This window comes from Streptomyces sp. AM 2-1-1, assembly GCF_029167645.1.
In the GTDB taxonomy this organism is placed as follows: Bacteria; Actinomycetota; Actinomycetes; order Streptomycetales; family Streptomycetaceae; genus Streptomyces.
On record NZ_CP119147.1, the window covers coordinates 1 to 23242 of the forward strand.

20 protein-coding genes and 4 pseudogenes are annotated in these 23242 nt (G+C 69.6%); 17 read left to right on the forward strand and 7 right to left on the reverse strand.

Annotation, left to right across the window (positions count from 1 at the left end):
• Positions 1-580: 580 nt before the first annotated feature.
• The 8 genes from PZB77_RS00005 (at position 581) to PZB77_RS00040 (ending at position 8888) form a co-directional block, all read left to right on the forward strand.
• Positions 581-3109: a DEAD/DEAH box helicase gene (locus tag PZB77_RS00005; protein ID WP_275490425.1), complete on the forward strand. Its 2529-nt coding sequence runs from the start codon at positions 581-583 to the stop codon at positions 3107-3109.
• A 50-nt stretch (positions 3110-3159) separates the two neighbouring features.
• A complete protein-coding gene (locus PZB77_RS00010; RefSeq protein WP_275490426.1) occupies positions 3160-3522 on the forward strand; it encodes a hypothetical protein in 363 nt (120 codons plus the stop codon).
• Positions 3523-3665: 143 nt separating this feature from the next.
• Positions 3666-3842: a hypothetical protein gene (locus PZB77_RS00015; protein ID WP_275490427.1), complete on the forward strand. Its 177-nt coding sequence runs from the start codon at positions 3666-3668 to the stop codon at positions 3840-3842.
• A gap of 338 nt (positions 3843-4180) precedes the next feature.
• Positions 4181-4624, forward strand: coding sequence for a lactococcin 972 family bacteriocin (locus PZB77_RS00020; RefSeq protein WP_275490428.1), 444 nt, complete (start codon positions 4181-4183; stop codon positions 4622-4624).
• A 172-nt stretch (positions 4625-4796) separates the two neighbouring features.
• Positions 4797-5411: a DUF6518 family protein gene (locus PZB77_RS00025; RefSeq protein ID WP_275490429.1), complete on the forward strand. Its 615-nt coding sequence runs from the start codon at positions 4797-4799 to the stop codon at positions 5409-5411.
• A gap of 1948 nt (positions 5412-7359) precedes the next feature.
• Positions 7360-7509 (forward strand): hypothetical protein, encoded by a 150-nt coding sequence (locus PZB77_RS00030; protein ID WP_275490430.1) that lies wholly within the window; start codon positions 7360-7362, stop codon positions 7507-7509.
• A 369-nt stretch (positions 7510-7878) separates the two neighbouring features.
• Positions 7879-8061, forward strand: a complete 183-nt coding sequence (locus PZB77_RS00035; RefSeq protein ID WP_275490431.1) for a hypothetical protein — start codon at positions 7879-7881, stop codon at positions 8059-8061.
• A 581-nt stretch (positions 8062-8642) separates the two neighbouring features.
• Positions 8643-8888 (forward strand): helicase associated domain-containing protein, encoded by a 246-nt coding sequence (locus PZB77_RS00040; RefSeq protein ID WP_275490432.1) that lies wholly within the window; start codon positions 8643-8645, stop codon positions 8886-8888.
• A gap of 489 nt (positions 8889-9377) precedes the next feature.
• On the opposite strand, the gene PZB77_RS00045 is transcribed toward PZB77_RS00040, so the two are convergent.
• Together PZB77_RS00045 and PZB77_RS00050 are read right to left on the reverse strand one after the other, a co-directional pair.
• Entirely contained in the window at positions 9378-9722 is a 345-nt protein-coding gene (locus tag PZB77_RS00045) for a DUF2750 domain-containing protein (protein WP_275490433.1), read from the reverse strand.
• A 120-nt stretch (positions 9723-9842) separates the two neighbouring features.
• Entirely contained in the window at positions 9843-10142 is a 300-nt protein-coding gene (locus PZB77_RS00050) for a DUF6221 family protein (protein ID WP_275490434.1), read from the reverse strand.
• 40 nt (positions 10143-10182) lie between these two features.
• On the opposite strand from PZB77_RS00050, the pseudogene PZB77_RS00055 reads away from it, so the two are divergent.
• The 5 genes and pseudogenes from PZB77_RS00055 to PZB77_RS00075 form a co-directional block, all read left to right on the forward strand.
• Positions 10183-10461, forward strand: a pseudogene (locus PZB77_RS00055) (transposase family protein); the annotation flags it as partial.
• A 62-nt stretch (positions 10462-10523) separates the two neighbouring features.
• Positions 10524-10649, forward strand: a complete 126-nt coding sequence (locus PZB77_RS00060) for a hypothetical protein (RefSeq protein WP_275496289.1) — start codon at positions 10524-10526, stop codon at positions 10647-10649.
• Between the two features lie 141 nt (positions 10650-10790).
• Positions 10791-11697: pseudogene (locus PZB77_RS00065) on the forward strand (NAD-dependent epimerase/dehydratase family protein); the annotation flags it as partial.
• Between the two features lie 1609 nt (positions 11698-13306).
• Complete coding sequence (locus PZB77_RS00070; RefSeq protein WP_275490435.1) at positions 13307-14908, forward strand: ISL3 family transposase; 1602 nt, start codon at positions 13307-13309, stop codon at positions 14906-14908.
• 54 nt (positions 14909-14962) lie between these two features.
• Entirely contained in the window at positions 14963-15400 is a 438-nt protein-coding gene (locus PZB77_RS00075; RefSeq protein ID WP_275490436.1) for a DUF4259 domain-containing protein, read from the forward strand.
• Positions 15401-15492: 92 nt separating this feature from the next.
• On the opposite strand, the pseudogene PZB77_RS00080 reads toward PZB77_RS00075, so the two are convergent.
• Positions 15493-16261 (reverse strand): annotated as a pseudogene (locus PZB77_RS00080) (sulfite exporter TauE/SafE family protein).
• 256 nt (positions 16262-16517) lie between these two features.
• Positions 16518-16973 carry a hypothetical protein gene (locus PZB77_RS00085; RefSeq protein WP_275490437.1) on the reverse strand — a complete coding sequence of 152 codons (456 nt, stop codon included), beginning with the start codon at positions 16971-16973 and terminating at the stop codon, positions 16518-16520.
• A 522-nt stretch (positions 16974-17495) separates the two neighbouring features.
• Here PZB77_RS00085 and PZB77_RS00090 point away from each other — a divergent pair.
• Positions 17496-17702: a hypothetical protein gene (locus tag PZB77_RS00090; protein ID WP_275495851.1), complete on the forward strand. Its 207-nt coding sequence runs from the start codon at positions 17496-17498 to the stop codon at positions 17700-17702.
• Positions 17703-18138: 436 nt separating this feature from the next.
• Here PZB77_RS00090 and PZB77_RS31200 read toward each other — a convergent pair whose 3' ends face one another.
• Positions 18139-18867 carry an MFS transporter gene (locus PZB77_RS31200; protein WP_343299895.1) on the reverse strand — a complete coding sequence of 243 codons (729 nt, stop codon included), beginning with the start codon at positions 18865-18867 and terminating at the stop codon, positions 18139-18141.
• Here PZB77_RS31200 and PZB77_RS00100 point away from each other — a divergent pair.
• Positions 18772-19023 (forward strand): hypothetical protein, encoded by a 252-nt coding sequence (locus tag PZB77_RS00100; RefSeq protein ID WP_275496290.1) that lies wholly within the window; start codon positions 18772-18774, stop codon positions 19021-19023. The genes PZB77_RS31200 and PZB77_RS00100 overlap by 96 nt on opposite strands.
• Here PZB77_RS00100 and PZB77_RS00105 read toward each other — a convergent pair.
• Positions 19010-19303, reverse strand: a complete 294-nt coding sequence (locus PZB77_RS00105) for an MFS transporter (protein WP_343299896.1) — start codon at positions 19301-19303, stop codon at positions 19010-19012. The two genes, PZB77_RS00100 and PZB77_RS00105, sit on opposite strands and share 14 nt — an antisense overlap.
• A gap of 220 nt (positions 19304-19523) precedes the next feature.
• Positions 19524-20707: pseudogene (locus PZB77_RS00110) on the reverse strand (M20 family metallopeptidase); the annotation flags it as partial.
• Positions 20708-20766: 59 nt separating this feature from the next.
• Here PZB77_RS00110 and PZB77_RS00115 point away from each other — a divergent pair.
• Both PZB77_RS00115 and PZB77_RS00120 read left to right on the forward strand, forming a co-directional pair.
• Positions 20767-21921: an Lrp/AsnC family transcriptional regulator gene (locus PZB77_RS00115; RefSeq protein WP_275490439.1), complete on the forward strand. Its 1155-nt coding sequence runs from the start codon at positions 20767-20769 to the stop codon at positions 21919-21921.
• 1014 nt (positions 21922-22935) lie between these two features.
• On the forward strand, positions 22936-23181 hold the full coding sequence (locus PZB77_RS00120) for a hypothetical protein (protein WP_275490440.1): 246 nt from the start codon (positions 22936-22938) through the stop codon (positions 23179-23181).
• Positions 23182-23242: the final 61 nt, after the last annotated feature.

The window sequence follows — 23242 nt, forward strand, 5'->3', positions numbered from 1 at the left end:
CCCGCGGAGCGGGTACCTCGGCGCTGGCGCGCCGAGGAGCGGGAATTCGCTGCGCGAATTCTAAAAGGCGCTGCGCGCCTTTTGATAAACCGCTGCGCGGTTTATGAAGAATTCCCGCATGCGGGAATTCGGATTACCGCTGCGCGGTAATCGAGGGCGCCTCTCCGCTGCGCTGTGAGGCGGGGCGTCCGCTGCGCTCCCGCCCGACCGGCTTCGCCGGGCTGGCTACGGCACGGGGTGGCGGTGCATCAACTGTGCCTGCGGGTAGGATCCCGAATCGGTGAGTATTACCTACCGGGGCCGGCTCCGGGGTCCGGTACCACGAGGAGGTCGGGGCCGAGGGCTGGAAAGTCTCGTCCTGACGGGAAGTCAGGCCAGGGCCACGCTCGCACTCGGGAAGGGGTGTGATGCGCACTGCTCCCGCAATGTAGCACACTGATTGGCCACGGTGGGGCCGGAACAGGCCAATCGTCAGTCTATGTGATGCATCGTGCTGCATCAGATTCGTGCATCTCGTGATGCACGGGTAGCATCACGAGGGAACGGCTACCCCATTCCCCCGGATTTGGAGCGTCTCGTCATGACTGGTGGAATTCCGCTCTATCCGCATCAGGCGGAAGCGGTGGACGCTATCGTTGCCGGGCTGGGAATTCGGCCCGGGCAGCAGATTCCGAAGAATGGGCTGCGCGGTCAGGTGCACGCGGCGTGCGGCACGGGAAAGACGTTCATTGCCGCCGGCGCGGCGCAGCGTATTTCTCCGCATGGGCGGGTTCTGGTTCTTCTTCCGACGCTGGAGTTGCTTGCGCAGACGGTGCGGGAGTGGCGGTCTTTCGGGCGTTCGGGCTCGATGGTGGCGGTGTGCTCGATGGATGACGATCCGCGTCTGTACGACTTGCGGGTGCCGTCGACGACGAATCCCCAGCAGTTGGCGTTGTACTACGGCAGCGGGCCGGTGACGGTGTTCGCGACGTACGCGTCCCTGCCAGTTCTGGTGGAGGCTCACGAGGGCGCGTACGGGTTGCCGATGGACGTGTGGGACCTGGTCTGTGTGGACGAGGCGCACCGGACCAGTGGGTCGCTGGGTAAGGCGTGGGCGGTCGTCCACGACCAGGAGCAGCTTCCGGCGATGCGCCGGCTGTATCTGACGGCGACGCCGCGGATCTGGATGGAGCGGCCGCGTCCGCGCTGGCGGTCGGAGTTTCCGAAGGAGAGCGGGGCGGCGGGTCGCCGGGCGCCGGTGGACCGGTTGCCGAAGGAGATGGCCTGCTCGATGTCGGACGAGCGGATCTTTGGGCCGGTTCTGTGGGTCCTGGATCTGTCGGACGCGATCGGGCGGGGGCTTTTGGCGCGGTATCAGATTGTGGTGGTGGAGCTGCGGGATGAGCGGCTGACGCTGGAGAAGCTGTACGGCGAGGAGCGGTTCGAGGAGCACGTACGGGGCGAGCGGCTCGCCGTGCTCCAGGCGGCGCTGCTGGAGACGATGGCAGAGCACGGGCTTCAGCGGTGCATCACCTTCCACCACCGGACGGTCGAGGCGAACGCGTTCTCCGCCGGGCTGGGGCGGGTGGCGGCCCGGCTGCATGTGGCTGACCCGGACCGGCATCCGGCGGAGGTGTGGTCGGGGTGGCTGTCGGGCGAGCACGAGCCGGAGACGCGGGTCCGGGATCTCCACCGGTTCGGGGGACGGGCGGGACGGGCGGTGATGTCGAATTGCCGGGTTCTCGGCGAGGGTGTCGACTGCCCGAGTGTGGACTCCGTCGCTCTTATCGACCCGAAGGGGTCGGCGGTCGATATCGTCCAGGCTATTGGCCGGGCGCTTCGACAAAAGCCCGGTCAGGATAAAATGGCGACGCTGATCGTGCCGGTATTTCTCGGTCCGGATGAAACTCCGGAAGACATGCCGTATTCGGCGTCGTATCGGCCTTTGTTGAAGGTTCTTTCCGGGTTGCGTGCGCATGATGAGCGTGCGGTGGAAATGCTTGCTGCTCCGCAGGAGGACCTGCATCGGACGAAGCCGGTGTCGTCGTGGCTCGGTGAGGCACCGGAGGGTGACGACGCGGAGGAGCAGCGGTTGCTGCTGCGGTTCGGGGTGCACCGGGATCCGGCGTTGGTGGCCAGGATGGTGGAGTACAACCTGATCGAGCCGGAGCACGCGAACTGGCGGGCGGGGCACCGGGCGGCGGTCGCGTACCGGGAGCGGGAGGGGGACCTCGCGGTTCCGTACGGTCATGTCGAGGGCGGGAGCGGAGAGTTCGGCTCCGGTGAGGGTGGGAACGGCGAGTTCGGCATCGGGGAGGGCGGGGGCGGGGGCGGGTTTCCGCTGGGGCGGTGGCTGTCCGATCAGCGGAGGGCGATGCGGGCCGGGACGATGCTGCCCGGGCGGGCGGAGGATCTGGAGGCGCTCGGCGTCGTGTGGGACCCGGTGGACGCGGCGTGGGAGGAGAACCTCGGCGCGGCGAAGGCCTACTTCGCGGCGTACGGGACACTGGCCGCACCGGTCACCGCGATGATCATGGACCGGCCCATCGGGCAGTGGCTGGCCAACGCGCGGAAGAAGAACGGGCTCGGGAAGGACCCGGGGCGGGCGTCGCGGCGTGCGGCGGTGCTGGCGGCGATCGACCCGGACTGGGCGCCGGACTGGCCCGTCGACTGGCAGCGGCACTACGCCGCCCTGAAGGGCATCGTGGCGTCGGGGAGCATGGTCGGGGACGTGGAGCCCGGGGCGATGGTGAACGGGCTGGACGTGGGCCGGTGGCTCGGCGTTCAGCGGAACGGGTGGGAGGCCTTGCCCGGAGGGCAGCGCGAGCGCCTGGTCGAGCTCGGCGTCCGGCCGCCGGAGCCGGCCGCCGCGGTTCCGGCGCGGCCGCGGCGGGCGTTGGGTGGTGCGCGGGCCGGGGCGTTCGAGCGGGGCCTGGCCGCGCTGGCCCAGTACGCCGAGCGGGAGTCCACGGTGGTGGTGGCGAGGTCTTGGTCCGAGGAGTTGCCGGACGGGACGTCGGTGCGGCTGGGGGTGTGGCTGTCGAACGTGAAGAGCCGACGGGCGACGCTCACGGTTGAGCAGCTTCAGCGGCTGGCCATTCTGGGGCTGGAGTGGGCGAAGGCCGCATGAATGGGCGAGGTCGCTGAGGGGCGGGTCCGTGCGGCGGTCACCGTCCATGCTTGTCGGCGGGCGTGGGCGGAGTCAAGGCGGTGTTCACCGCGGTGCTGGGCGACTCGGCGGTACAGCGGATCGGAGCCTTGGTCGAGGAAGAGGAGGAGGAGTGCCGGGGTGGAGCTGACGAGTTTCAAGCACCAGCCTTCGGCAAGGTCTCTGCATCGGGCCGCACCGCAACAGGAATCCATTACCGCCTGCAGTCCGCCCATAGAAAGCAACACAGCAGCGCCCGTCCCCCCACCACAGCCCTGACCAGCGACAGGACAACCCACGCTGTAACGACCGGCAACCAGCTGATCTACACCATCACTATCAGCACCAAATCGACATTTCTGTCCCCATTCGAATCCCTAACCGCAGCAAGCTGAACAGCAGAAACCCGATCAATACCGCACTGACATCACGATGCGAACTTCCATCGACAAAAACCCGCAGATCATCACACGTGCTTGTGAGGCAGGGCGCCTGCGGTTTCCGAGCTGGGAAGCCCCTGAGAGGAGCTCAGGGGTGGATGTCGGACATGCTCGATGTCGGTGTACTCGACGAGGAGACCGGCGGCCCGGGGGCCGCAGTCCTTGAATTACCGCTTCTAGAGGATCTCGGCGATGACGGCCTGGAGCTGCGCGTCGGAAGCGCCGGCGACCTGGGCGGTGAAGAGGTGAGCCGCGTACTAGATGCCTGTTTCTGAACACAAGGTCGTCTGCCGTGCAACCGAACTTTTCACGGGCAGAAAAAATACGCCAAATTATGGCTTGAATCGTTCGGGGTGACCATATCTACAGCCCCGCTAATTCTGTTGCGGCATTCCCGAAAAATCTTCATATTTCCACCCTAGAGAACCATAAAGAAACCCGTGTCAGTTACACTTATATCGGACTTAGCGGGCACCCCATCAAACCCTGACCGCGTGCAGGGTTGCCTCCAAATGCCTTTACAGAAGCGTCCCAACTATGAAAGATGATCACACCGTCCACACTAAGTTGTCAGTCGATAAAAAATCGCACTGCAATCTCGAAGGAGTTTTTTATGAAGAAGCCCGGAAAATTCGCCCTCGCTGCCGTATCGCTGGCCACCGCTGCTGGCGCCCTTGCGGTCGCCGCCCCGGCCCACGCCACCGCGGCCCCGCAGGTACACGTCTACTCCGTGGCGAATGGCGACACGCCCCCCGATGTGCTCACCCTCCCGAACGGCGACAAGCCGACCGAGTGGGGAGCGGTTTCGTTCCAGGAGGGCTCCGGCCCGCTGACGAGGGCTTCCGTCGGTGGCGGCACTTGGAACTACGGAACTTCGGCCGCCGCGACGGGGAAGCACTGCTACTCCAACTACATTCACCCCAGCGTGAAGCACTCGGCCAGCGTCGCCATGGCGCAGCTCACCGACAAGGACATCCAGAACGCGGATGTCTGGGCCAAGGCTGTCGTCACGGCCGGCGTCGCCTACACCTGCAACGCGTACTGGGGCAAGTACTAAAGAATCGGCCTAGCCTTCTTGGCTGAAGTCTGGCCTCCAGTGACCGAAGACCTAACTTTCACCCAATTATGAGCAATAGTTAGGTTTTCGGTCACTGGGGAACCCCACGACATCCCGGGTGGTGCAGTAGGGTGAAGCCTGAACATCCCTCCCCCGCAAAGAGGTTGTACGCGTGCGCTCATCACTTTCGACTGTCACACTCCCGCTTGCGGTTGGGTTGTTCGTTGGGGTGGCTGGGCCACTCTTGGAATCGATGGACGGACAGCTGAGTCATGCTGTGAGCGTCACTTTAGTCGCTGGCTGGATGTACAGCCTATTGGCGTTCTTTGCGGGACTGATGGCTAAATCCATGAAGCAATCTGGCGTTATGGGTTTCGCGTCACTATTCGTCACCGTACTTGCCTACTACGTAACAAAGGCGATTCAAGGCGATTTCGTGGCGCCAGATTTTAGTGATCCAACTGGAAAGGCCACTCATTTTGCGTGGCAGGATTTCCTTTCTATGCTCGTATTGTGGTGGGCCTTCGCTCTTCTTTTTGGCTCTCTTTGCGGATTCGCTGGCTATTACTCGCGTAAGGCTTACCACCTGGGCCTCCGCCTGGCCTGTCAACTCGTAGTCCCAGTGGTAATTGTTTGTGAGACCACTATGCGGTTGTCTGTAGAAGCCAGCAGGCAGGACGCTTTGGTCGGTAATACTTGGGACATCACCCGCATGCTGGCCGTAGCTGCAATTGTGGCCCTAGCGGGTGGAACAGCCTTCAGTGCCCGTCGCCGACGTGCTTGCTGACGCCTCTAACACCCCTACCTGATCGACCATCACTGCCACCAGCCCACTGAAATGAAGCCGACACATCGCACTGGGTGACCCGGAGGTGCGGCGGATCGGGGCCTTTATCTTCCTGGCGTGCACGACTGTGGCGCCTCCCACACGGGAGGCGCCACAGTCGTTCTGCCCCGTCACCGGAGGCATCACGTCATGCTGCCCGCAGTACTTCCTAGATGCGCAGCGGGTAACCGGGGCGAGCGTCTCCTTCTTGGCCTTGCGGGCCATGTCCCCCTGGGCCCTGACCCACTGGCTGACATCCCTCCGCTGCAGTACCTGCGGCAGCTGGCCGGAGGGCCGGACCGATGTGTGCTCGGCGCGCTCCGCAGCGGGCCGGGAGAGAGGCCGCCGCAGCGGCGTACGCGTTCCCCGACGCCGTGTCACCGCCTCCACCGCCCACCTCCCAGTAGCCAGCCCCAGGGGAACAAGGGGAAGTCCGCGGCGGGGGCGCCACCGGCAGGTCGCGCCTCTGGTCGCGCTTCTCGTCGTACTCTGATCGCTCCCCTGGTCGCACCGGCCGGGCAGCCGCGGACCTGGTAAACACCAGGTCAGACCGCGTTTTCCGGGGCGCGGCGGCCGGCGACTACTTGCCTGGGGAGCCCGGCCGGCACTGGGCGAGTGCCTTCCGGCCTGTTGCCGGTCCGCTGGCGCGGGCCGGGCGGGCTGTGAGGGCTACGGCTGTGCTTGCGGCTGTCGGTGGCGTGCGGACCGATTGGCTGCGCGCCGCGGGCAGCGCTCCCCGGGCCCGGAAAGGGCTGCTGCGCGACCACCAGCTCGCTCCTCCGGGTGCCGGGCCGGCCGCCCGGGGCACCGTCACCCAGCACCGCCCAGCCCCGCCCGGCCACCGCCACCCGGTTCGGAGTGACCGCCACCCGCCACCCCGGGAGGCGGGTAGCCGAGCGGTCCCGGGTGGCGGTCCTGAACTGCACACACGCTGAAAACCCGCCCATGGTGGATTTCACGGCCGAACCCCGTTCCCTGGCGCATCCCCCGACATCCGTCCAGACATCCGCTGGGAAACCCACGGCCGGGCCCGGAGCAGGCCGAGGGCGTAGGAGCGGCGCCGGGGGCTGCTGTCCCAACCGTCCAGCACCTCAGCAGCCGCGCGGCCGCCGGCCGCCTGCGCCCTTGAGGACCCCCACCCGAAACCAAACATCCCGGCACACCAGAGGCGAACCAGAGGGAAACGGACCCCGTGGCCTCCCAGCTACCGCGCTGACCCTCTCACGATGCCGAACCGCCACCGAAGAAACCCGCAGGTCATCACTGATCGGCCAGGGGCTGCCACAGGTGCTGCCGCACCGACACCAGGGGCGGGGGCCGAGGGGGTCCGGTCCAGGTCAGCACCCATGGCAGCAACCCTGCGGGAGCACCTGCGGCAGCACCTGTGGCACCAGCTGCGGCAGGGGCGCGGGCGGTCCGCCAGGGGCCCGCGCGTGCTCGTGCACGGGTGCACGCCGAACGCGCAGGAGGGACTCCGCCGGTCTCCGGTCGGCCCACCTCCTCGAACGGCCGGGCGACCCAGTCGACGGACACCCCGGGAGCGCCGTACGCCGATCCGACGGGCCAAACAGCGCCACGGAAAGTAGCGGCGAAGCGAGGTTTTGCAGCAGCGGATCCCTTGAGCTGTCCCTGAGGGGCAGGGGGTCGAGGGGTTTCGTGCTCGTCTCGCCGCTGCCGTGCGTGACGGGCTGCTGAAGGCCGCGCCACCGGGATGGCCCGCGAGGGGCCGTCCGGTGCGCTTCCCCTGGCGCCTCAACGGCACGGCCACGACGGGGAAACGTCCACGTCACCGGCCTGGTCGAGGGTGGGGCCATGCCGACTACTTCTCCTACGGGGTGTCCGCTCCCTCCGCAACCTCGAAGGCGTCCGGGGGCGGGGCGTCGGCCGGCTCGACGGGCCGCTGCGCTTGGTGGTGCTCAACCAATCCGGGCCGGAGCTACTGCCGGGGCAGTCGTCGCCCTCCGTCGTCGTCGACCCCACGAACCTGCACACGTTCAGCCACGTGATCATTCTGATCGCCCAGTTCCAGACCACGGCAGGCCGCAGACCTGGCTGCTGACGAACTGCAAGGGGGAAAGGCAAATGGAGATCATGGATGCTGGACTCGCCGCACTGCTCGGCGCCACCGTAGGATCCCTCGCCACCATCGGCGCGGCGATGGTGAACGGGCGCGCGACCGCACGCTCGCAGTTCGGCCAGTGGCGCAGGCAGCACCGCAGGGACGCCTACGCGAACTACCTCGGTGCTCTTCACGCAATCGGGACATCGCCATGGACGCCGTGTTGGGCGCACTCCAGCCGGAGATTCCCGACCTGCGGGATGGACGAGAAGGTCCACCATTTCGTCGCACTGGCTCGGCAGGTCCACCGTGCCGTTGAAGTCGTCATCCTTGAAGGTCCGCTCTTCGATAGGGGAAGAAGCCGATCGTGTGGCTCACGCATCCGGCGACCTCTCCAACGTGATGCGGCGGATGCAGAAGAACGCCCATGCAGGAGACTCCTCCCAGAAGGCGGCGGACACCGCTCTCGCCGCCGAACGAGAGCGCGCCCTTTACCAGGCCGTGAAGGGTTTCCGCAGGGCAGCCGGTGATGTCCTCGGCAACACGAACTGACCACTCCGCCATTGCACCTGGGGAGTTGACCGCCTCATCGCGGTGTCGTTCGGCATAGTCCGGTCATCAGGTCGGTGCTGCCCACCACGGCAACCGTAGCTTCTCCGAGGACCTGGAGGCGCCCGGCGTCGTGTGGGACCCGGTGGACGCGGCGTGGGAGGAGAACCTCGGCGCCGCCCATGCGTACTTCGCTGTGTACGGGACTCTGGCCGCACCGGTCACGGCGATGATCGCGGACCGGCCGGTGGGGCAGTCACAATACAATGCGCGGAGAAGAAGAACGGGCTCGGGATGCGACCCGGGGCGGGCGTCGCGGCGTGCATCGGTGCCGGCAAGGACCGACCCTGACCGGGCGCCGGACTGGCCTGTCGACTGGCAGCGGCACTACGCCGCTCTGAAGGGAATTGTCGCCCCGGGGAGCGTGCTCGGGCATGTGGAGCCCGGGGCGATGGTGAACGGGCTGGACGTGGGCCGGTGGCTGGTCGCCCAGCGGGACGGGTGGGGGGAGCTGGTCGGGGGGGCCGCGCGAGCGCCTGGTCGCGCTCGGCGTCCGGCCACCGGAGAAGCCGGCTGGTGGTCTGGTGAAGGCGCGGCCACGACGGGCGGGCGGGGCGCGGACCGGCGCGTTCGAACGAGGGCTCGCCGCGCTCGCCCAGTACGCCCAGCGGGAGTCCACGGTGGTGGCGAGGTCCTGGTCCGAGGAGTTGCCGGACGGGACATCGGTGCGGCTGGGGGTGTGGCTGTCGAACGTGAAGAGCCGACGGGCGACGCTCACGGTTGAGCAGCTTCAGCGGCTGGCAGGCCTCGGACTGGAATGGGCCGCATGAGCGTCGGTCAGCACGACGTGGACGCGTACGGCCCCGAGGGAGGCTCCGGCGGGTGAGTCGGTCGTGGCCTCTGTGTGGGACGTGAAGGCCGTCCTGGCGGCGGCGTGGCGGTGGACGTGGGCGTTGGCCGATCCGAGCGGGTTCCTCGTCCTGACGCGTCGGAGGAGATCGCTGCCGTGGCGCTCAGCGCCGTACTCGAGGACGAGCGCGCCGGGTATGCGAGCGCCTGGAGGCATTCGAAGCGGCGGTGGTGGAGGCCTCGAAACGTCGGGGGCGCAGCTTCTCCGCGGCCTCAGGTCGGCCTTGAGCCGCCGGGCGGCCGCTGTGCGCGCCGCCTGGACGGAGCGGATCTGCTCCCTGCTGTACTGGTTCCGCCGGCTACGGATCCGCTGGGAGATCCGCGACGACGTCCACCGAAGCCTTCCTCACCCTCGGATGCGTACTCATGCGCCGGCGGCGCCTGCGCGCTCCGGTGACCGATGCTGTGAGCTAGCTGGCATCCGCCAGCCGGTTAAGGACTTCCCTGGGAGTGAAGCTCCAGCCGACCAGACGCGGCCCACTCCAGTTGATGCCGATCACGAGTCCGTCCCGGGCAGCATCGGGCAGTACAAGATCGCACCAGGTGTCCACGGGCATGGAATCGACGCGGAGCCCACGACCCCAAATATTCGCCGCCCTCTGAGCCCGGAGCGAGGTAGACCAGAAGGGAAAACTTCGCGTGCCGTCCGCGGAGAGGTGAGTCGGGCTTCCGTCGTCATCCCGGACAAGCCAGACCACTCCGTTTCCACGGACATCTCGGAAGAATGCCGCCGCCTGCGAACCGCTCTGACTCATGGCCACCGAGCCTAAGACCTGTCCCGTAAATGATCTTTAGTGGGTGTGGTTCGGTTCAACACGCGGCCTCGCTGGGCACCCTGTCCGTGGGCTGCGCCGCTTCAGGTCCGTGAGGGAAAGTCAGGGTGGCCGGTGTAGGGCGAGGCAAGGTCTCGCAGGTCGTGGCACGGCCATGGGTCGCGGGCGGGCCAGTATGCGCCGTTTGGCTTCGACCTCGCGCAGGACGCGGGCCGGGTCGTGCAGAGCCACATGCAGAGCAATCGTGGGGTGGAATCCGGAGAGGTCAACCTGACAGAAGTCGACCGTGTGTCCGTGGGCAGACCACTCCCCGCATCCGTCGCCGTCGCCGTCGCAGCGTCGTGCCAAGTCGGCCTCCTCGTCCAGCCGCGCCTTGAGAAACTTCACCAGCTCTTCAGTCATAGGAGCATTCTCGACGTTGTGTCGGCACCATGAAACGATCTTGTCTGGTGTGATCACGGCGTCGGAGTCGTCCTGGATAGCCCCGTTCACGGGGCTGAGCCCGGGTGTCTTCGGCAAGTTGGTGACTGCGCTGCGCCGTGAGGGTGCGGATCCGGTCCGCAAGGGCCGCCCATGGTCCCTTCCGCTGGAAGACCGGGTGCTGCTGGTGGCGGCGCACTGGCGCACGAACCTCACGTTGCGCCAGCTTGCCCCGCTCTTCGGCATCTCGAAGTCCGCGGCCGACCGCATCATCGATGATCTCGGCCCGTCGCTCGCGCTGTACGTGACACCGCCTGGACTGAGGACGCCTCCCGTGTGCGCACCGGCACCGCCCCTCGGGCCATGGCCAGCCTGCGCAACCTCGCCCTCGGGTCCCTCCGCCTGTCAGGGCACCGGAGTATCGCCGCCGGCCTCCGCCACCACGCGCGCAACGCCACCCGCCCCCTGACCACCCTCGGCATCACGTGATCAAACCGGACAACGCTCCCAACTGACGTCCAGCGCCCCGTGCCGCACGGCGAGGCTGACTGAAATCGCGGATCGTACCCTAGTTTTGAACATGTTCAACTCTTTGGTCTAGGCTCATCCAAGACGAAGGAGGGGTAGCCGATGAAGATTGTGATTCCTGGGGGCACCGGACAGGTCGGCGCGATCCTGAAGCGCGCACTCGACGCCGCCGGCCACGAGGTCGTGATTCTCACCAGACGCCCCAGGCGCGAGGGCGAGGTCCAATGGAACGGCCAGACCCTGGGGCCATGGACGGCGGCGGTGGACGGCAGCGATGTCGTCATCAATCTGGCCGGACGCACTGTGAGTTGCCGATACACGGCGGCCAATCTGCAGGAAATGATGGACTCCCGGGTCGACTCCACCCGGGTCGTGGGCGCCGCGATTGCGGGAGCTGCCCGACCGCCACGGCTCTGGCTGCAGATGAGCACCGCCACGGTGTACGCGCACCGCTTCGACGCCGCCAACGACGAGGCCACCGGTGTGATCGGCGGTACCGAACCGGGCGTGCCCAACTACTGGGCGTACAGCGTCGAGATCGCCAAGGCCTGGGAGCAGGCTCAGCAGCAGGCCGAAACGCCGGCCACGCGCAAGGTCGCTCTGCGCTCGGCCATGGTGATGAGCCCGGACCCCGGCGGGGTCTTCGCCGTCCTGCCCCAGGACTGGCCCGCCTGGTCTCGGCGGCCCGGTCGCCGGTGGAGCACGGTACGTGTCGTGGATCCACGTTTGCGGCTACGTGCGCGCGGTGGAGTTCTTGATCGACCGGGAGGACATCGCAGGGCCGGTGAACCTGGCTGCTCCCCATCCCCTGCCGCAGCGCGCATTCATGCGCACCCTGCGCTCCGCCTGGGAGGTGTTCCGGTGGAGGTTCCCTGAGGCCAAGTGGATGGCCGAGGTCGGCGCGTTCGCTCTGCGCTCCGACTGCACCGAACTGCTGCTGAAGAGCCGCCGTGTCGTCCCGGGCCGACGGGCCGAGGCAGGCTTCGACTTTCAGTACGCACAGTGGCCGCGGGGCGCGGATGAAGCTGGTGCGTCGGGTGCGCAAGCGGGTCGGAGACGGTTCCGCGGCACGCCGGTGAACGGATCCGGCACGGCGGCCGATCTGGCCGCTGCGCGCCGTCGGGCCCTGGGCAGCTTGCGCTGCACCGGCCACCATGCGCGCTGCGGCGCCTCGCCCTGGCCAGGCTTGGCCTCCTGTGCTCAAACCAGACAGACCCACTGAACGACGCCGCCCTGGGCAGCGGGCGCGGGAGGTTCAGGAGGCCCGCGCGCAGCTCAGCACCCGTGGCGGCAACAACGCGGCGAACCCTCCAGCAGGGGCTGCGGCAAGTAGACGGGCGGCCGCCGGCCCGGGGAGGCTGCCGGGGTGCTCCAGGCGGGTCCCGCCTCTGGTCGCATCCTGAGTCGCGCGCTGAGGCGTGCCCCGGGTCACGTCCTCCGGTGAAGACCGGTGTGCGTCCTCAGGCCTAGACGTTGCCGGTCAGGCCGCTCCCTCCAGGACGCGGCGGACGCCGACTACTTACCTGGGGAGCCCGTGCGTGCGTACCGGCCCGGTTCCGCCGGGTACCGGGGCCGCTCCGCTCGGACTCACCCCGTGGCCAGCGGCGAGGGCCACCGCCGGGAGCACCGGGTCGAGCAGCGCCGGGAGGCGGTGCGGCGTTGTGAGCGCCCGTCCCCTCGCATGAACATGAGCACGAGGACCGAAAAGTGGCTAGCGCAGCCGGGCCGCTCGGCGGCCTGTTCCGAGCACCGCCACCCGGCACCGCCCAGCCACCGCCCCGGCATCACCACCCGGGCCGTGGTGACCTCCACCACCGCCACGCACCCGGGGTGGCGGTGTCCGGGCGGTGGCGGGTGGCGGTCACGATTTCTACACCTGCCGGGAAACCCGCTCATGGTGAGTTCCGGGCCGAATGCGGATTCGCCAGGGCGTTCCGCGCACATCCGTCGAGACAGCCGCTGGGCATCCGCTGGCATCCGTCCGGCAGCCGCTGGTATCCGTCCGCCGGGCAGGTACCGGACGGATGCCAGCGGATCTTCGGCCGGACGTCCAGCTTATGGGTCACCGGTCTTGTGCCGGTGGCGCAGGTGCTGCCGCAGCACCTGCGGCGGGGCCTGCCGCGAGTACATTGCATCAGGCCGGGGGGGGGGGGGGGGGGGGGGGGGGGGGGGGGGGGGGGGGGGGGGGGGGGGGGGGGGGGGGGGGGGGGGGGGCAGCGCGCCCGGTCCCGCCATGCCTGATCAGCAGCTGCGGCAGGGGGCGCGGCACCCCGGTGCGGTCCGTACCGCGTCCGGCTGCTCGCCCCGTGTGCACCCGTGTGCCCGTGCATGGGTGCACGCCGAACGTGCGCGAGGGACTCCGCCGGTCTCCGGCCGGCCTACCTCTCGAACGGCCGGGCGGCCCGGTTGGCTTTGTCCACGGGCTCGGACAGCACTTCGACACCGAGTTGGGAGGCGGGAAGCCTACGAGACCCAAGGTGGAATGGTCACGAGATTCGGCTCTGGCTCAACTTCTGTGGAACGGCCACTCTCTGCGACTACTGGGCCTCTTCGAGCTGGGGGTGAAGTTGCCTGAAAATGATCCCTGGGTAACGCACTCGGGCTGAATGTTCAGGGCCGTGGAAGAGGTCCTGCTCCGGCTGAAGGAGTTGTTGTTCCCGTCGATCGCCGACGTCGCGGTGCTGTCGGTAGACGTGAACATCGCGATCGTGCGCGTTGATGCGCAATGTACGGCCGACGGCGCCGCGTGCCCGGTCTGTGGCACCTGGTCGAACCGGTTTCACGGTTCCTACCTGCGGTTTCCCGCTGATGTTCCCAGCGGAGGCCGACGGGTTGTCCTTCAATTGAAGGTCCGACGGTTCACCTGTGGAAACTCGGACTGCGCACGCCGTACCTTCGTCGAGCAGATACCGGGCCTGACGCGCCGGCACAGTCAGCGGACCGAACGGTTGCGCTCGACCCTGGTGTCGGTCGGCTTGGCGCTCGCGGGCCGGGCCGGGGCCCGTATCGCCGACGTTCTCGGCGTTTCCGCCAGCCGCAGCACGGTGCTTCGTCTGGTGGACGCGCTTCCCGAGCCCGAGGTGGCCGCACCACGGGTTATCCGCGTTGACGAGTACGCGGCCCGGAAGAGCCGCCACTACGGCACCGTCCTCATCGACATCGAGACCCGCCGCCCCATCGACCTGCTGCCCGACCGGGAGGCGTCCAGCCTGGCGGCCTGGCTCGCCACGCGGCCGAGCGTTGAGGTGATCTGCCGTGACCGGGCGCCGTTCTTCGCCGAAGGTGCCACCGTCGGCGCTCCACAGGCGGTCCAGGTCGCGGACCGCTGGCACCTCTGGCACAACGTGAGCGAGGCTGCCGAACGGGCCGTCGCTCAGCACCGCCGCTGCCTCCGCGCCCTTGTCACGCCCGCCCCCGATCCCGATCCGGAGCCTGCGCCGGAGAGAGATCCCTCTGGCTCGCCATGGCCGACCGGCCATCGTTTCGCCGACCGCACCAGGGCCCGGCACGCCGACGTCCACGCACTGCTGGAAGCCGGGCACAGCCGTCGCTCGGTCCAGCGGCAGCTCGGAATGACCTGGCGGACCGTCAAGCAGCTCGCCGAGGCCAAGGCTCCGGAGGAGCTGTTCACCGGCCAGTGGCAGAACCGGCCCTCGGTCCTCGATGATTACAAGCCCTACCTGGACGACCGGTGGAACGAGGGCTGCACCAACGCCTGGAAGCTGTGGGAAGAGATCGTGCCGCTCGGCTACAAGGGCAGCTACCAGCGCGTCCGCGCCTACCTGCACAAGAAGCGCACTTCCCCACGACCGGTAGTCGCCCGGCCGCCCTCACCCCGAACGGTCGCCGGATGGATTCTCCGGCGACCGGAAACCCTTCCCGAGCCCGAACAACTGCTGCTCAAAACCGTGCGCACCCACTGCCCCGAGATCGACGCGCTCACCAGACACGTCCGCGCTTTCGCCGTCATGCTGACCGAGCGCCAGGGCGAGCGTCTTCCGGACTGGCTCGTCGCCGTCCGGCAGGACGATCTGCCCAGTCTCCACACCCTTGCCGCCGGCATCGACGGCGACCGCGATGCCGTCATCGCCGGTCTCACCCTGCCCTGGAGCTCGGGCGCAGTTGAAGGCCATGTCAACCGCATCAAAATGATCAAGCGGCAGATGTACGGACGCGCTGGCTTCAACCTCCTGCGCAAGCGGGTGCTGCTTGACTCCTGAGCGCACTGTCAGTGGCCAGTGCGACGATCCCCAGCCGACCGCGCGAGGAGAGACATGGGCACCTGGGACATCGGCCCCTTCGACAACGACACCGCCGCCGACTTCGCCGGTGACCTGGACGAGGCAGCACTGGAAGAGCGCGAAGCCATGATCCGCGGCGTGCTCAAGCGTGCCGCCGGGCCCCCGGACTTCCTGGGTATCTACGACGGCGAGCGAGCCGTGGGCGCGGCGGCTCTGGTCGTTGCCCAGCATTCTGACTGCGATCGGCCGTGTTCGAACTATGGCCCTTCGGAGCCGCTACCGGAGTTGCCTGCAGACCTTCGAATGCTCGCCGTCGACGCCCTGGATCAAGTGGTTTCCAACCGGTCTGAACTCGCCGAGCTGTGGGCCGAAGCCGCGAACTGGTCGAAGTGGCGCCAGGACATCACCCGCCTCCGCGACGTCCTCGACCCTCCGATCCCGCCACAAGAGGAAGCCCTGTTCGAGATCTAATCGGTGACCCGCAGTCACGGACCACAGAACCTGAGCCAGAACCCGAGTTCCGACAGCACCCCGGTACCCCGGAACGGCTGGGTACTGCACGGTCACCGAAGGATCTGAACTGCGTAGAGCGCGCCGATTGCGGTGGTGAGGGTACCAAGCTGAGCCGGAGGGCCGTCTCGGGCAGGTGCGGCTGGAGGCGTGCGCCGAGGTATCCGCCCAGGAGGCCACCAGCACCGCGGGACAGGCCCAGTAGCCAGTTGGGGGCGACGTCGCCGGTGACGGCGAGGGAGAGCAGCGCGTAGGTGGCCGCGCCGACGATGGAGGTCACGAAGGTGGAGGCCAGGGCGGCGGGTGCAACGGTGGCGACCGGTGTTCCGCGGCCGACGAGGATCGGGCCGAGTAGCGAGCCGCCCCCGATTCCGTAGATGCCACCGACCACGCCGACGGCCAGGGCCAGCGGCGTCGTCGCGCGAGGCGAAGGATGGTCGCGGGTGCGGGGTGGGGCCGGGCGTACGGTCCGCAGCCACAGCCACAGCCCGAGCGGCAGGAGCAGCACCGCAATCAGGAGCCGGAAGATGCGCGGGCCAGGGACGGCATAGACACGGATCAGGGCGCCGACGACGACGCCGGGTACAGTGCCCGCGATCAAGAGCCTGGTCAGCGGGCCACCGAGCTGTCCGGTCCGCCAGTAGCGCAGAGGGCACCGGGGCCGGCCGCGACGTTGTAGAGCAGGTTCGTGGGTGTCACCGCTGGGCTGGGCACTCCCAGCACACTGACCTGTACGGGCAACAGGAAGACCGCTCCGGAGACGCCCACAGGAGCCGTGGTGACGGATATCAGGAACCCGGCGGCGAACCCGAGCGTCCCCATCAACCAGTCCACGACGTCCCCCTCGGCACTCTCCAATGGACACCCGGGACAGGCTCCGGATCAGGCGACGGCACGGCGGTGCGGGATGCGGAACAACCTCAAGGGCCCGTAGAGGGCGGCACGGTGGCGGGGAACACGGCGGGGTCCCGGGGCGAGTTGAGCGCCTCGGGGCCCCTTCTGTGTGGCGTGTGTGCCGGTCAGGCACACGCCGTCCCCGGCGCAGGCCGGGGTGACGTGGGCCGTCAGCCGGGACGAATCAGATGTGGCTCACCTTGTAGGCGGTGCCTACCTTGTCTTCCTGGGGTGAGTCCGCCTGGATCGCGAGACTCGGCCCGGCCGTGGTGAAGTCGAACCCGCTCGTCATCGGTTGCGTGCAGTCGACGCGCTGGGCTGTCTTGGCGGTGCCCGAGACGACCGTGAAGGTGACCGTGCCCTCCCCCGCGCACGCCACCTCGACCCGAAGGGCCGTGCCTGACTCGATGGTCTCGTCCAGGTTCTGTCCGGGCACCGCGAGGGAACCGGACGAGACGAAGCCCTCCTCGTCCAACGACGGGGGGTCGGTCAGGTGGAGCAAGTCGCGGGCTTCCTGGTCCAACCGCTCCGGGCCGGGCGGGGAGGACGGCTGAGCCGTGGGGGCCGCGGTGGAGCCGGCCGCCTTCCCGGACTGCGGAGGCTTGGGCGCCGCAGATGAGTCGGTACATGCCGATGCCATGCCGGTAATCAGCGCGACGGCGCTCAGAGCAGCGCCCGTGCGGCGGGTGAAGCAGTACGAGAGGTCCCAAAAGTACAGTCAGAAACCAAGCAGACGTGCCGAGCAAGGTGATCATCCCGTGTGGACACCCCGTCACTCCCGCTGTCAGAGTACTGGCACCAATTCGGTACACGGATGCGACGCGCTTCCCCGTGCGGGGCTGTTCGAGTGACGCAGATGTCCCGGCCGGGACATCTGCGTACCGGGGCAACCTACGAGAGCGCGTCGCATCAATTGCCGATTGGTGCGACAGCGCCGGGTGACGGGCCTGGCCAATTCGGTACACGGATGCGACGCGCTTCCCCCGTGCGGGGCTGTTCCTGGTGGCCGCAGATGTCCCGGCCGGGACGCTGCACCACCCCGGTCGGGGTGCGGCGATCTGCCGCCGCGACCACCTCGTGGGCCTGATCGCCGCCGACGCCCCGCTCGGACCTGAGCGAGCCGCCGCCCCGGCTGAGGATGCGCCGGGTCGGCGTGGACCACATGGTCCGGCTCCGGCCGGCTCCGCCCCCGCAGTCCGTCGAGGTCCGTTTCGGCTTCGGCCGGGCCGGAGCCGTCGGCGTACCGCTCCCTACCACGGCGTCCGTCGACGCGGTCATCCCCGCCCGCCCCGAAGTCGACAGGAAGCAGCTGCGCAGGGTGCGGAAGCGTCCCCCGGTCGCGGCGCTGCGACAGACGGCCCCGGCCTGACCCCGGGGACGCGGTCGAGGCGGTGAGCGGCCGGGCCGGTGTGACGGCTGTGCGGACAGGTCGTCAAGGCGCGGCGATGACGGGGGCGGCGATGGCGCCCTCGTCGCGCGGCCCAGGTCAGCGGCTGGTGGCGCAGGGCGCGGGCGGCGGCCGGGGGGACGCGGGGCGGTCGGGGTTTGTATTGCCGGCGGGGTGGTGCGGGTGTGGGGGTCGTGGTGAACATGCGTTCGGTGAGCTGGGACGGGGCGGGTGTGCCGAGGGCGGTGCCGGGGCGGGCTCCCGCCTCATGGGACGCCCCGCCCTTCCCTCCTCCCTCCGCCGAGAGAAGGCCGCGTGGGCCACCGCGCCCAGTCCGCACGCGGCGCAGACCAGCCAGACCGCCGTGTAGCTCGCCCTCGCCGGGCTCGTCGGCGCCGGTGAAGGTCAGCGCGCCGAGCTAGGAGGCGACAACACCGCCCGCGACAGCTCCGCCTAGTGTCTTCACGTTGTTGTAGAGGGCCGCCGAGATGCCGGTGCGGGTCAGGTCGGACGCCTCCACGATCACCGTGGGCATTGCGCCCAGCGCCAGCCCGATGCCGAGGCCGAGGAAGGTCGAGTCGGCCGCCATCTGCCACAACGCGCCGTGCGCGAGGGCGAATTGCAGGAAGGTGAGCGCCACCAGGCCGAAGGCGGTCATCAGGGTCGCCCGGTAGCCGATCCGCCGCGCCACCACCGCCGTGGCCAGCGAGCCGACGACGCTGCCGACGGCGCCGGGCAGCGAGGCGAGGGAGATAGCCCAGGGCGGTGAAGTCGAAACCGTAGCCGGTGGCCTCCGGGTCGGCCGCGTAGAAGGTGGCGTTGGGCGTCTGGCTGCCGAAGTAGAAGACGCCGAAGAGGAACGCCGCCAGGTGGAAGGGGGCGGTGGTGCGTGCCGCCAGGGCCCGTATGTCCACCAGGGGTTCCACGTTCCGCAGCTCGACCACCGCCCAGCAGGCGAGCAGCGCGAGGCCGAGCAGGAGCGGGCCGAGCAGCCGCGCCGAGCCCCACAGGCCGTCCGCCAGCGCCGGACACCCCGCCCAGCAGGGCGATCATGGCGGTGCTCAGCAGCGCCACCCCCACCCAGTCGACCCGCCCGGCCGCCCAGGTGCGCGGTTCCAGTACCGCCACGAAGGAGACGGGGACGCACACCACCGCGAGCAGGGCGGGCACCGGCGGCGTCAGCCGCAGGGAGCCGGAGGCGGAGTCGACCAGCCCCATGACCAGGCCGCCCGCCAGCGCTCCGGCGGTCAGCGCGCCGACGAGCCAGGCGATGGCCCGGCGGGCGTCGGTCACCGGCAGCTGATCGCGCACCAGGGCGATCTCCAGCGGCAGCAACGCGGCGATCGGCCCCTGGAGGACGCGGCCCGGCCGAGCAGCACCCCGTAATCGGGTGCGAGGAAGACGATCAGGGTGCCAGCGGCGATCACCGCGAGGGCGATCCGCTGTACCCTGCAGTGGCCGTAGAGGTCGCCGAGCCGGCCGAACAGCGGGACGCAGACGGCGGCGGCCAGCAACTGCACGGAGACGACCCAGTTCAGCGCGGCGGAGCCGGTAAAGAGGTGGTCGGCGAGGTCCGGCGGCAGCGGGGGCCAGGCCGACCTCCCGGAAACCGCTGGTCTTCTCGAAGAAGACGAGCAGTCCCACGACGGCGGTGACGGACGCGGCGGGCGGCTTCCGCCCGGTGGTGGTGTCGGCGGCGGGGTGGCGGTGTCGGTCGCAGCAGGGTCTCCCTCCTGACGGGCGGGCGCGGGGACGGCCCGGAGAGGGTCCGTGGGGGCGTCCGGGGCTGTTGAGCGGGCCGCCGAGGCGGCGCAGCGCCAGCCCGGCGAGCAGGGGGGCGGCGTGCGGCAGGGCGCCGTCGTCGTAGACCGCCCGAGCCGAGTGGTTCATCGGGGCGGTGGCCGGGTCCGTGCCAGGCGGGCAGGCGCCGAAGGCCACGAACGCGCCGAGAGCACCTCCTCCGGGACGAAGGAGAAGTCCTCGGCCCCGGCCATGGGGTGCGGGGCCTCGAAGGCGTGGTCCTCGCCGAGCACGGCGCGGGCGGTCTCCAGCGCGAACGCGGCCTCGCCGGCGTGGTTGACGGTGGCCGGGTACTGCTCGACGTAGTCGATCTCGGCGGTGACGCCGTGCGCCCGCGCCACCCCGTGCACGGTCCGTTCGAAGGCCGAGCGGACGGTGGCCCGCGCGGCGGCGGAGAAGGTACGCACGGTCGCGTCGAACCGGGCGGTGTCCGCGATGACGTTGGCGGCGGTGCCCGCCTCGATCCTGCCGACAGTGATCACTGCCGGGTCGAAGACGTCGATCTCACGGGTCACCGCCGTCTGGAGGGCGGTGACCGCCGCGCACAGCGCGGGCACCGGGTCGGTGGCGGAGTGCGGGGAGGAGCCGTGGCCGCCCCGGCCGCGCACCGTGACGTGCACGGCGTCGGAGGCGGCGAGCATCGGGCCGGGGCGGGTGGCGGCGTAGCCGGTGGGCGCTCCGGTGGACACGACGTGCAGGGCGTACGCGGCGACCACCCGCTCCCCGGCGGCGTGCAGCACCCCCTCGTCGATCATGATCCGGGCACCACCCATGCCCTCCTCGCCGGGCTGGAACATGAAGACCACGTCCCCCGCCAGTTCCCCGCGCCGCGCCGCGAGCAGCCGGGCGGCCCCGACCAGCCCGGTGACGTGCAGGTCGTGGCCGCAGGCGTGCATCCGCCCGTCGAGCACGGAGGCGTACGGCAGGCCGGTGTCCTCCGTGACGGGAAGGGCGTCCATGTCGGCGCGCAGCAGCACGGCGGGTCCAGGGCGGTTGCCGCGCAGGACGGCGGTGACGGAACTCAGCGCGCGGCCCGACCGGATCTCCAGGCCGAGGCCGTCCAGCGCGTCGAGGATCCGGGCCTGGGTCAGCGGCAGGTCCAGTCCGAGTTCGGGTTCCCGGTGCAGGGCGTGCCGCAGGGCGGTGAGCGAGGGGGCGAGCGCGTGGGCATCGTGGAGCAGAGACATGGGCGTATCGTGCGGAGCGAACCCCTCCGGGCCGGATCATCCGCAGGAAAGCGCCTCCGATGACACCCTCGACGCACGAATCCACCGGGTGGCCCACGCCGCCGGAACCGGCTGGCGCCGGGGCCCTGCTGGGCGCCGCTCACCCGCCGCTGTTGGACGAGCTGGACTACCTCCTGATCACCGCCCTGCAGACCTCGCCGCGCGCCGAGTGGGCCCAGATCGGCAAGGCGCTCGGAGTGGACGCCTCCACGGCGGCCCGCCGCTGGAACCGGCTCACCGAGGCCGGTCACGCCTGGCTGAGCTGCTACACGGTGGCCGTGGGACCGGCGGTGCCGATCATCGCCTTCATCGAGGTGGACTGTGCGGCGGGTTCGCTGCACGCGGTGGCGGCGGAGATCGCGGACGATCCCCACCTCATCACCATCGAGCACATGAGCGGCTCCAGGGACCTGATCCTGAACGCGGTTTTCCCCGACCAGGCGGCACTCACGCGGTACGTCGGCTTCCGCCTCGGCCGGCTGCCCGGCGTGTCCGCGACCCGGACGCAGCTCGCCACCGTCGTACACACTGAGGGAAGCCGCTGGCGGCTGGACCGGCTTGGGCCGGACAGCAAGGACGCGCTGGTGACGGACCGGCCGCCGGTGGCCGCGCCCCGCCGGGGGCTGGCCGCCCCCGACATGCTCGACACCCGGCTGTACCTGTTGCTCAGCGAGGACTTCCGGCAGCCCGCCGCCCGGCTCGCGGAACGGCTCGGCGTCAGCCCCACCACGGTCCGCCGGCGCCTGGACCGCATGCACCGGCAGGATGCCTTGGTCTACCGCTGCGAGGTGGCGCGTTACCTCTCCGGCTGGCCGATCTCCGTCACCCTCTGGGGCGCCGCACCGGCGGCCGAGACCTCACGGGTCGCCGCCCAACTGATCCGGATGCGCGAGACCCGGCTCTGCGCCTCGCTCTCCGGGCCGCACAACCTGATGCTCACGGTGTGGCTGCGATCCCCCGAGGACATCGCCGCCTTCGAAGCCCGGCTCTCCACGCGTTTCCCCGAACTCGTCGTCGCCGACCGAGCGGTGGCGCTCTGGCAGCTGAAGCTGGCGGGCCATCTGCTCGATCCGCGTGGTCGCCACATCAGGAGCGTGCCGGTCACCTTCTGGGAGGACGACGACGCGGAACGGGCGGAGAACGCCCTGCTGGAACGGCTGCGCGCGGGCCGCTGACACACCCCCCGTGCGTCAGCGGAAGAGATGTCCGCCCGGTCGGCTGCAGCAGATACGTTGCAGGCGCCGCCCCGCCGGAGGGATCCCATGGCCGCGCCCCGGACGGCCGCCCGTGCCGACCGGCGGTGCTCGCCGTCCTCGTCACCGTCCGCGGACGCGTCCGGGTCGCGGAAGGGGCGCGGGCCCTGGCCGGGGCCGCCTGCCTCGATGTCGAGCAAGGGCCCAGGAAGTTGAGGCGCAGGAGCACCTCGGCGAAGAAACGGCGGGGTCGCGGCGGCGCGGCACCGTCCGGGCGAAGGCGGTCGCAGTGATGGAGCAGCGGGCGCAGCGGCGGCGCGTGGCAGGGGGTGCAGGAGGACGGACACGGTTCGGGTGGCCGGGACGGTGCCGCGATGACCGGCACGGCGGGCCCGCAGACGTCTGCCGCCGCGAGGAACTCGCGCGAGCCTGATCGCCGCGCGACGACGACCACGAGCACGATGACGATCAAGGCGAGCGGGGACACGGAGGGTCTCCCGGCAGGTGCGCTCCGGTTGAGCGCGAGGTCTACAGTCCGCGCCGGCCGCCGGTCATTCGACCTCTCGCGAAAATCCGTTCCGCCCCGTCCTGGAGCGGGTTTTGACGGGGCGTGGAGCGGATTCGCGGGGGCTGGTCTACCAGGCGGTCGCGGGCTGTGGCAGCACACTGCGACGGCGTGGGGTTAGCTCCGCAACCCTGGCTACGGCGGGGTGCCCGGGTGGTGGGCGGCCGCGCCGGCACCACAAAGTCCACGGCCCGCCAGGTGGTGCCCGGGTGCACGAGCACGCGGGCACGCCGAAGGCGCGCGACGAGCTCCGGCGGCGAGGCCGGTCCCGGCTTGCCCTACCACGGGCCTTTCCTCTGCCCCCATGGTCGTCGATGTCCTGGGGGAAACCCCTTGACCATGGGGTGTGGTCAAGGGAGTTCATGCGGGTCTTCTATGGTGCGCCTGTCGTCGTCCGGGCCGGTCCCGGGCCGAAGTGAAGGGGTGGGGCCATGGAAAAGACCTGGTTCGAGAGAGTATTCCGCAGGAAAGCGCATCCAGGGTTGCGGCTGCTGGGCAATCTCGTGGGCATCGCGATCCACTGCGCCTGGATGGCCGGCGTGATCACCCACTTCGACACCGCGTGGCGGTGGCTCGCCCTCCCGATCGGACTCCTGGGGCTGCTCAACGAGAGCCGGGGCGCCGCCCTGGCGCGGCGAGACCTCCGCAAGGCCGCCGGCACCCCCGTACTCGACTGAGACACCATCCCGGCGGCCCGGACGGGCCACCGGGAGGTGCGGTTCCCCGCCCCCGCCAGGT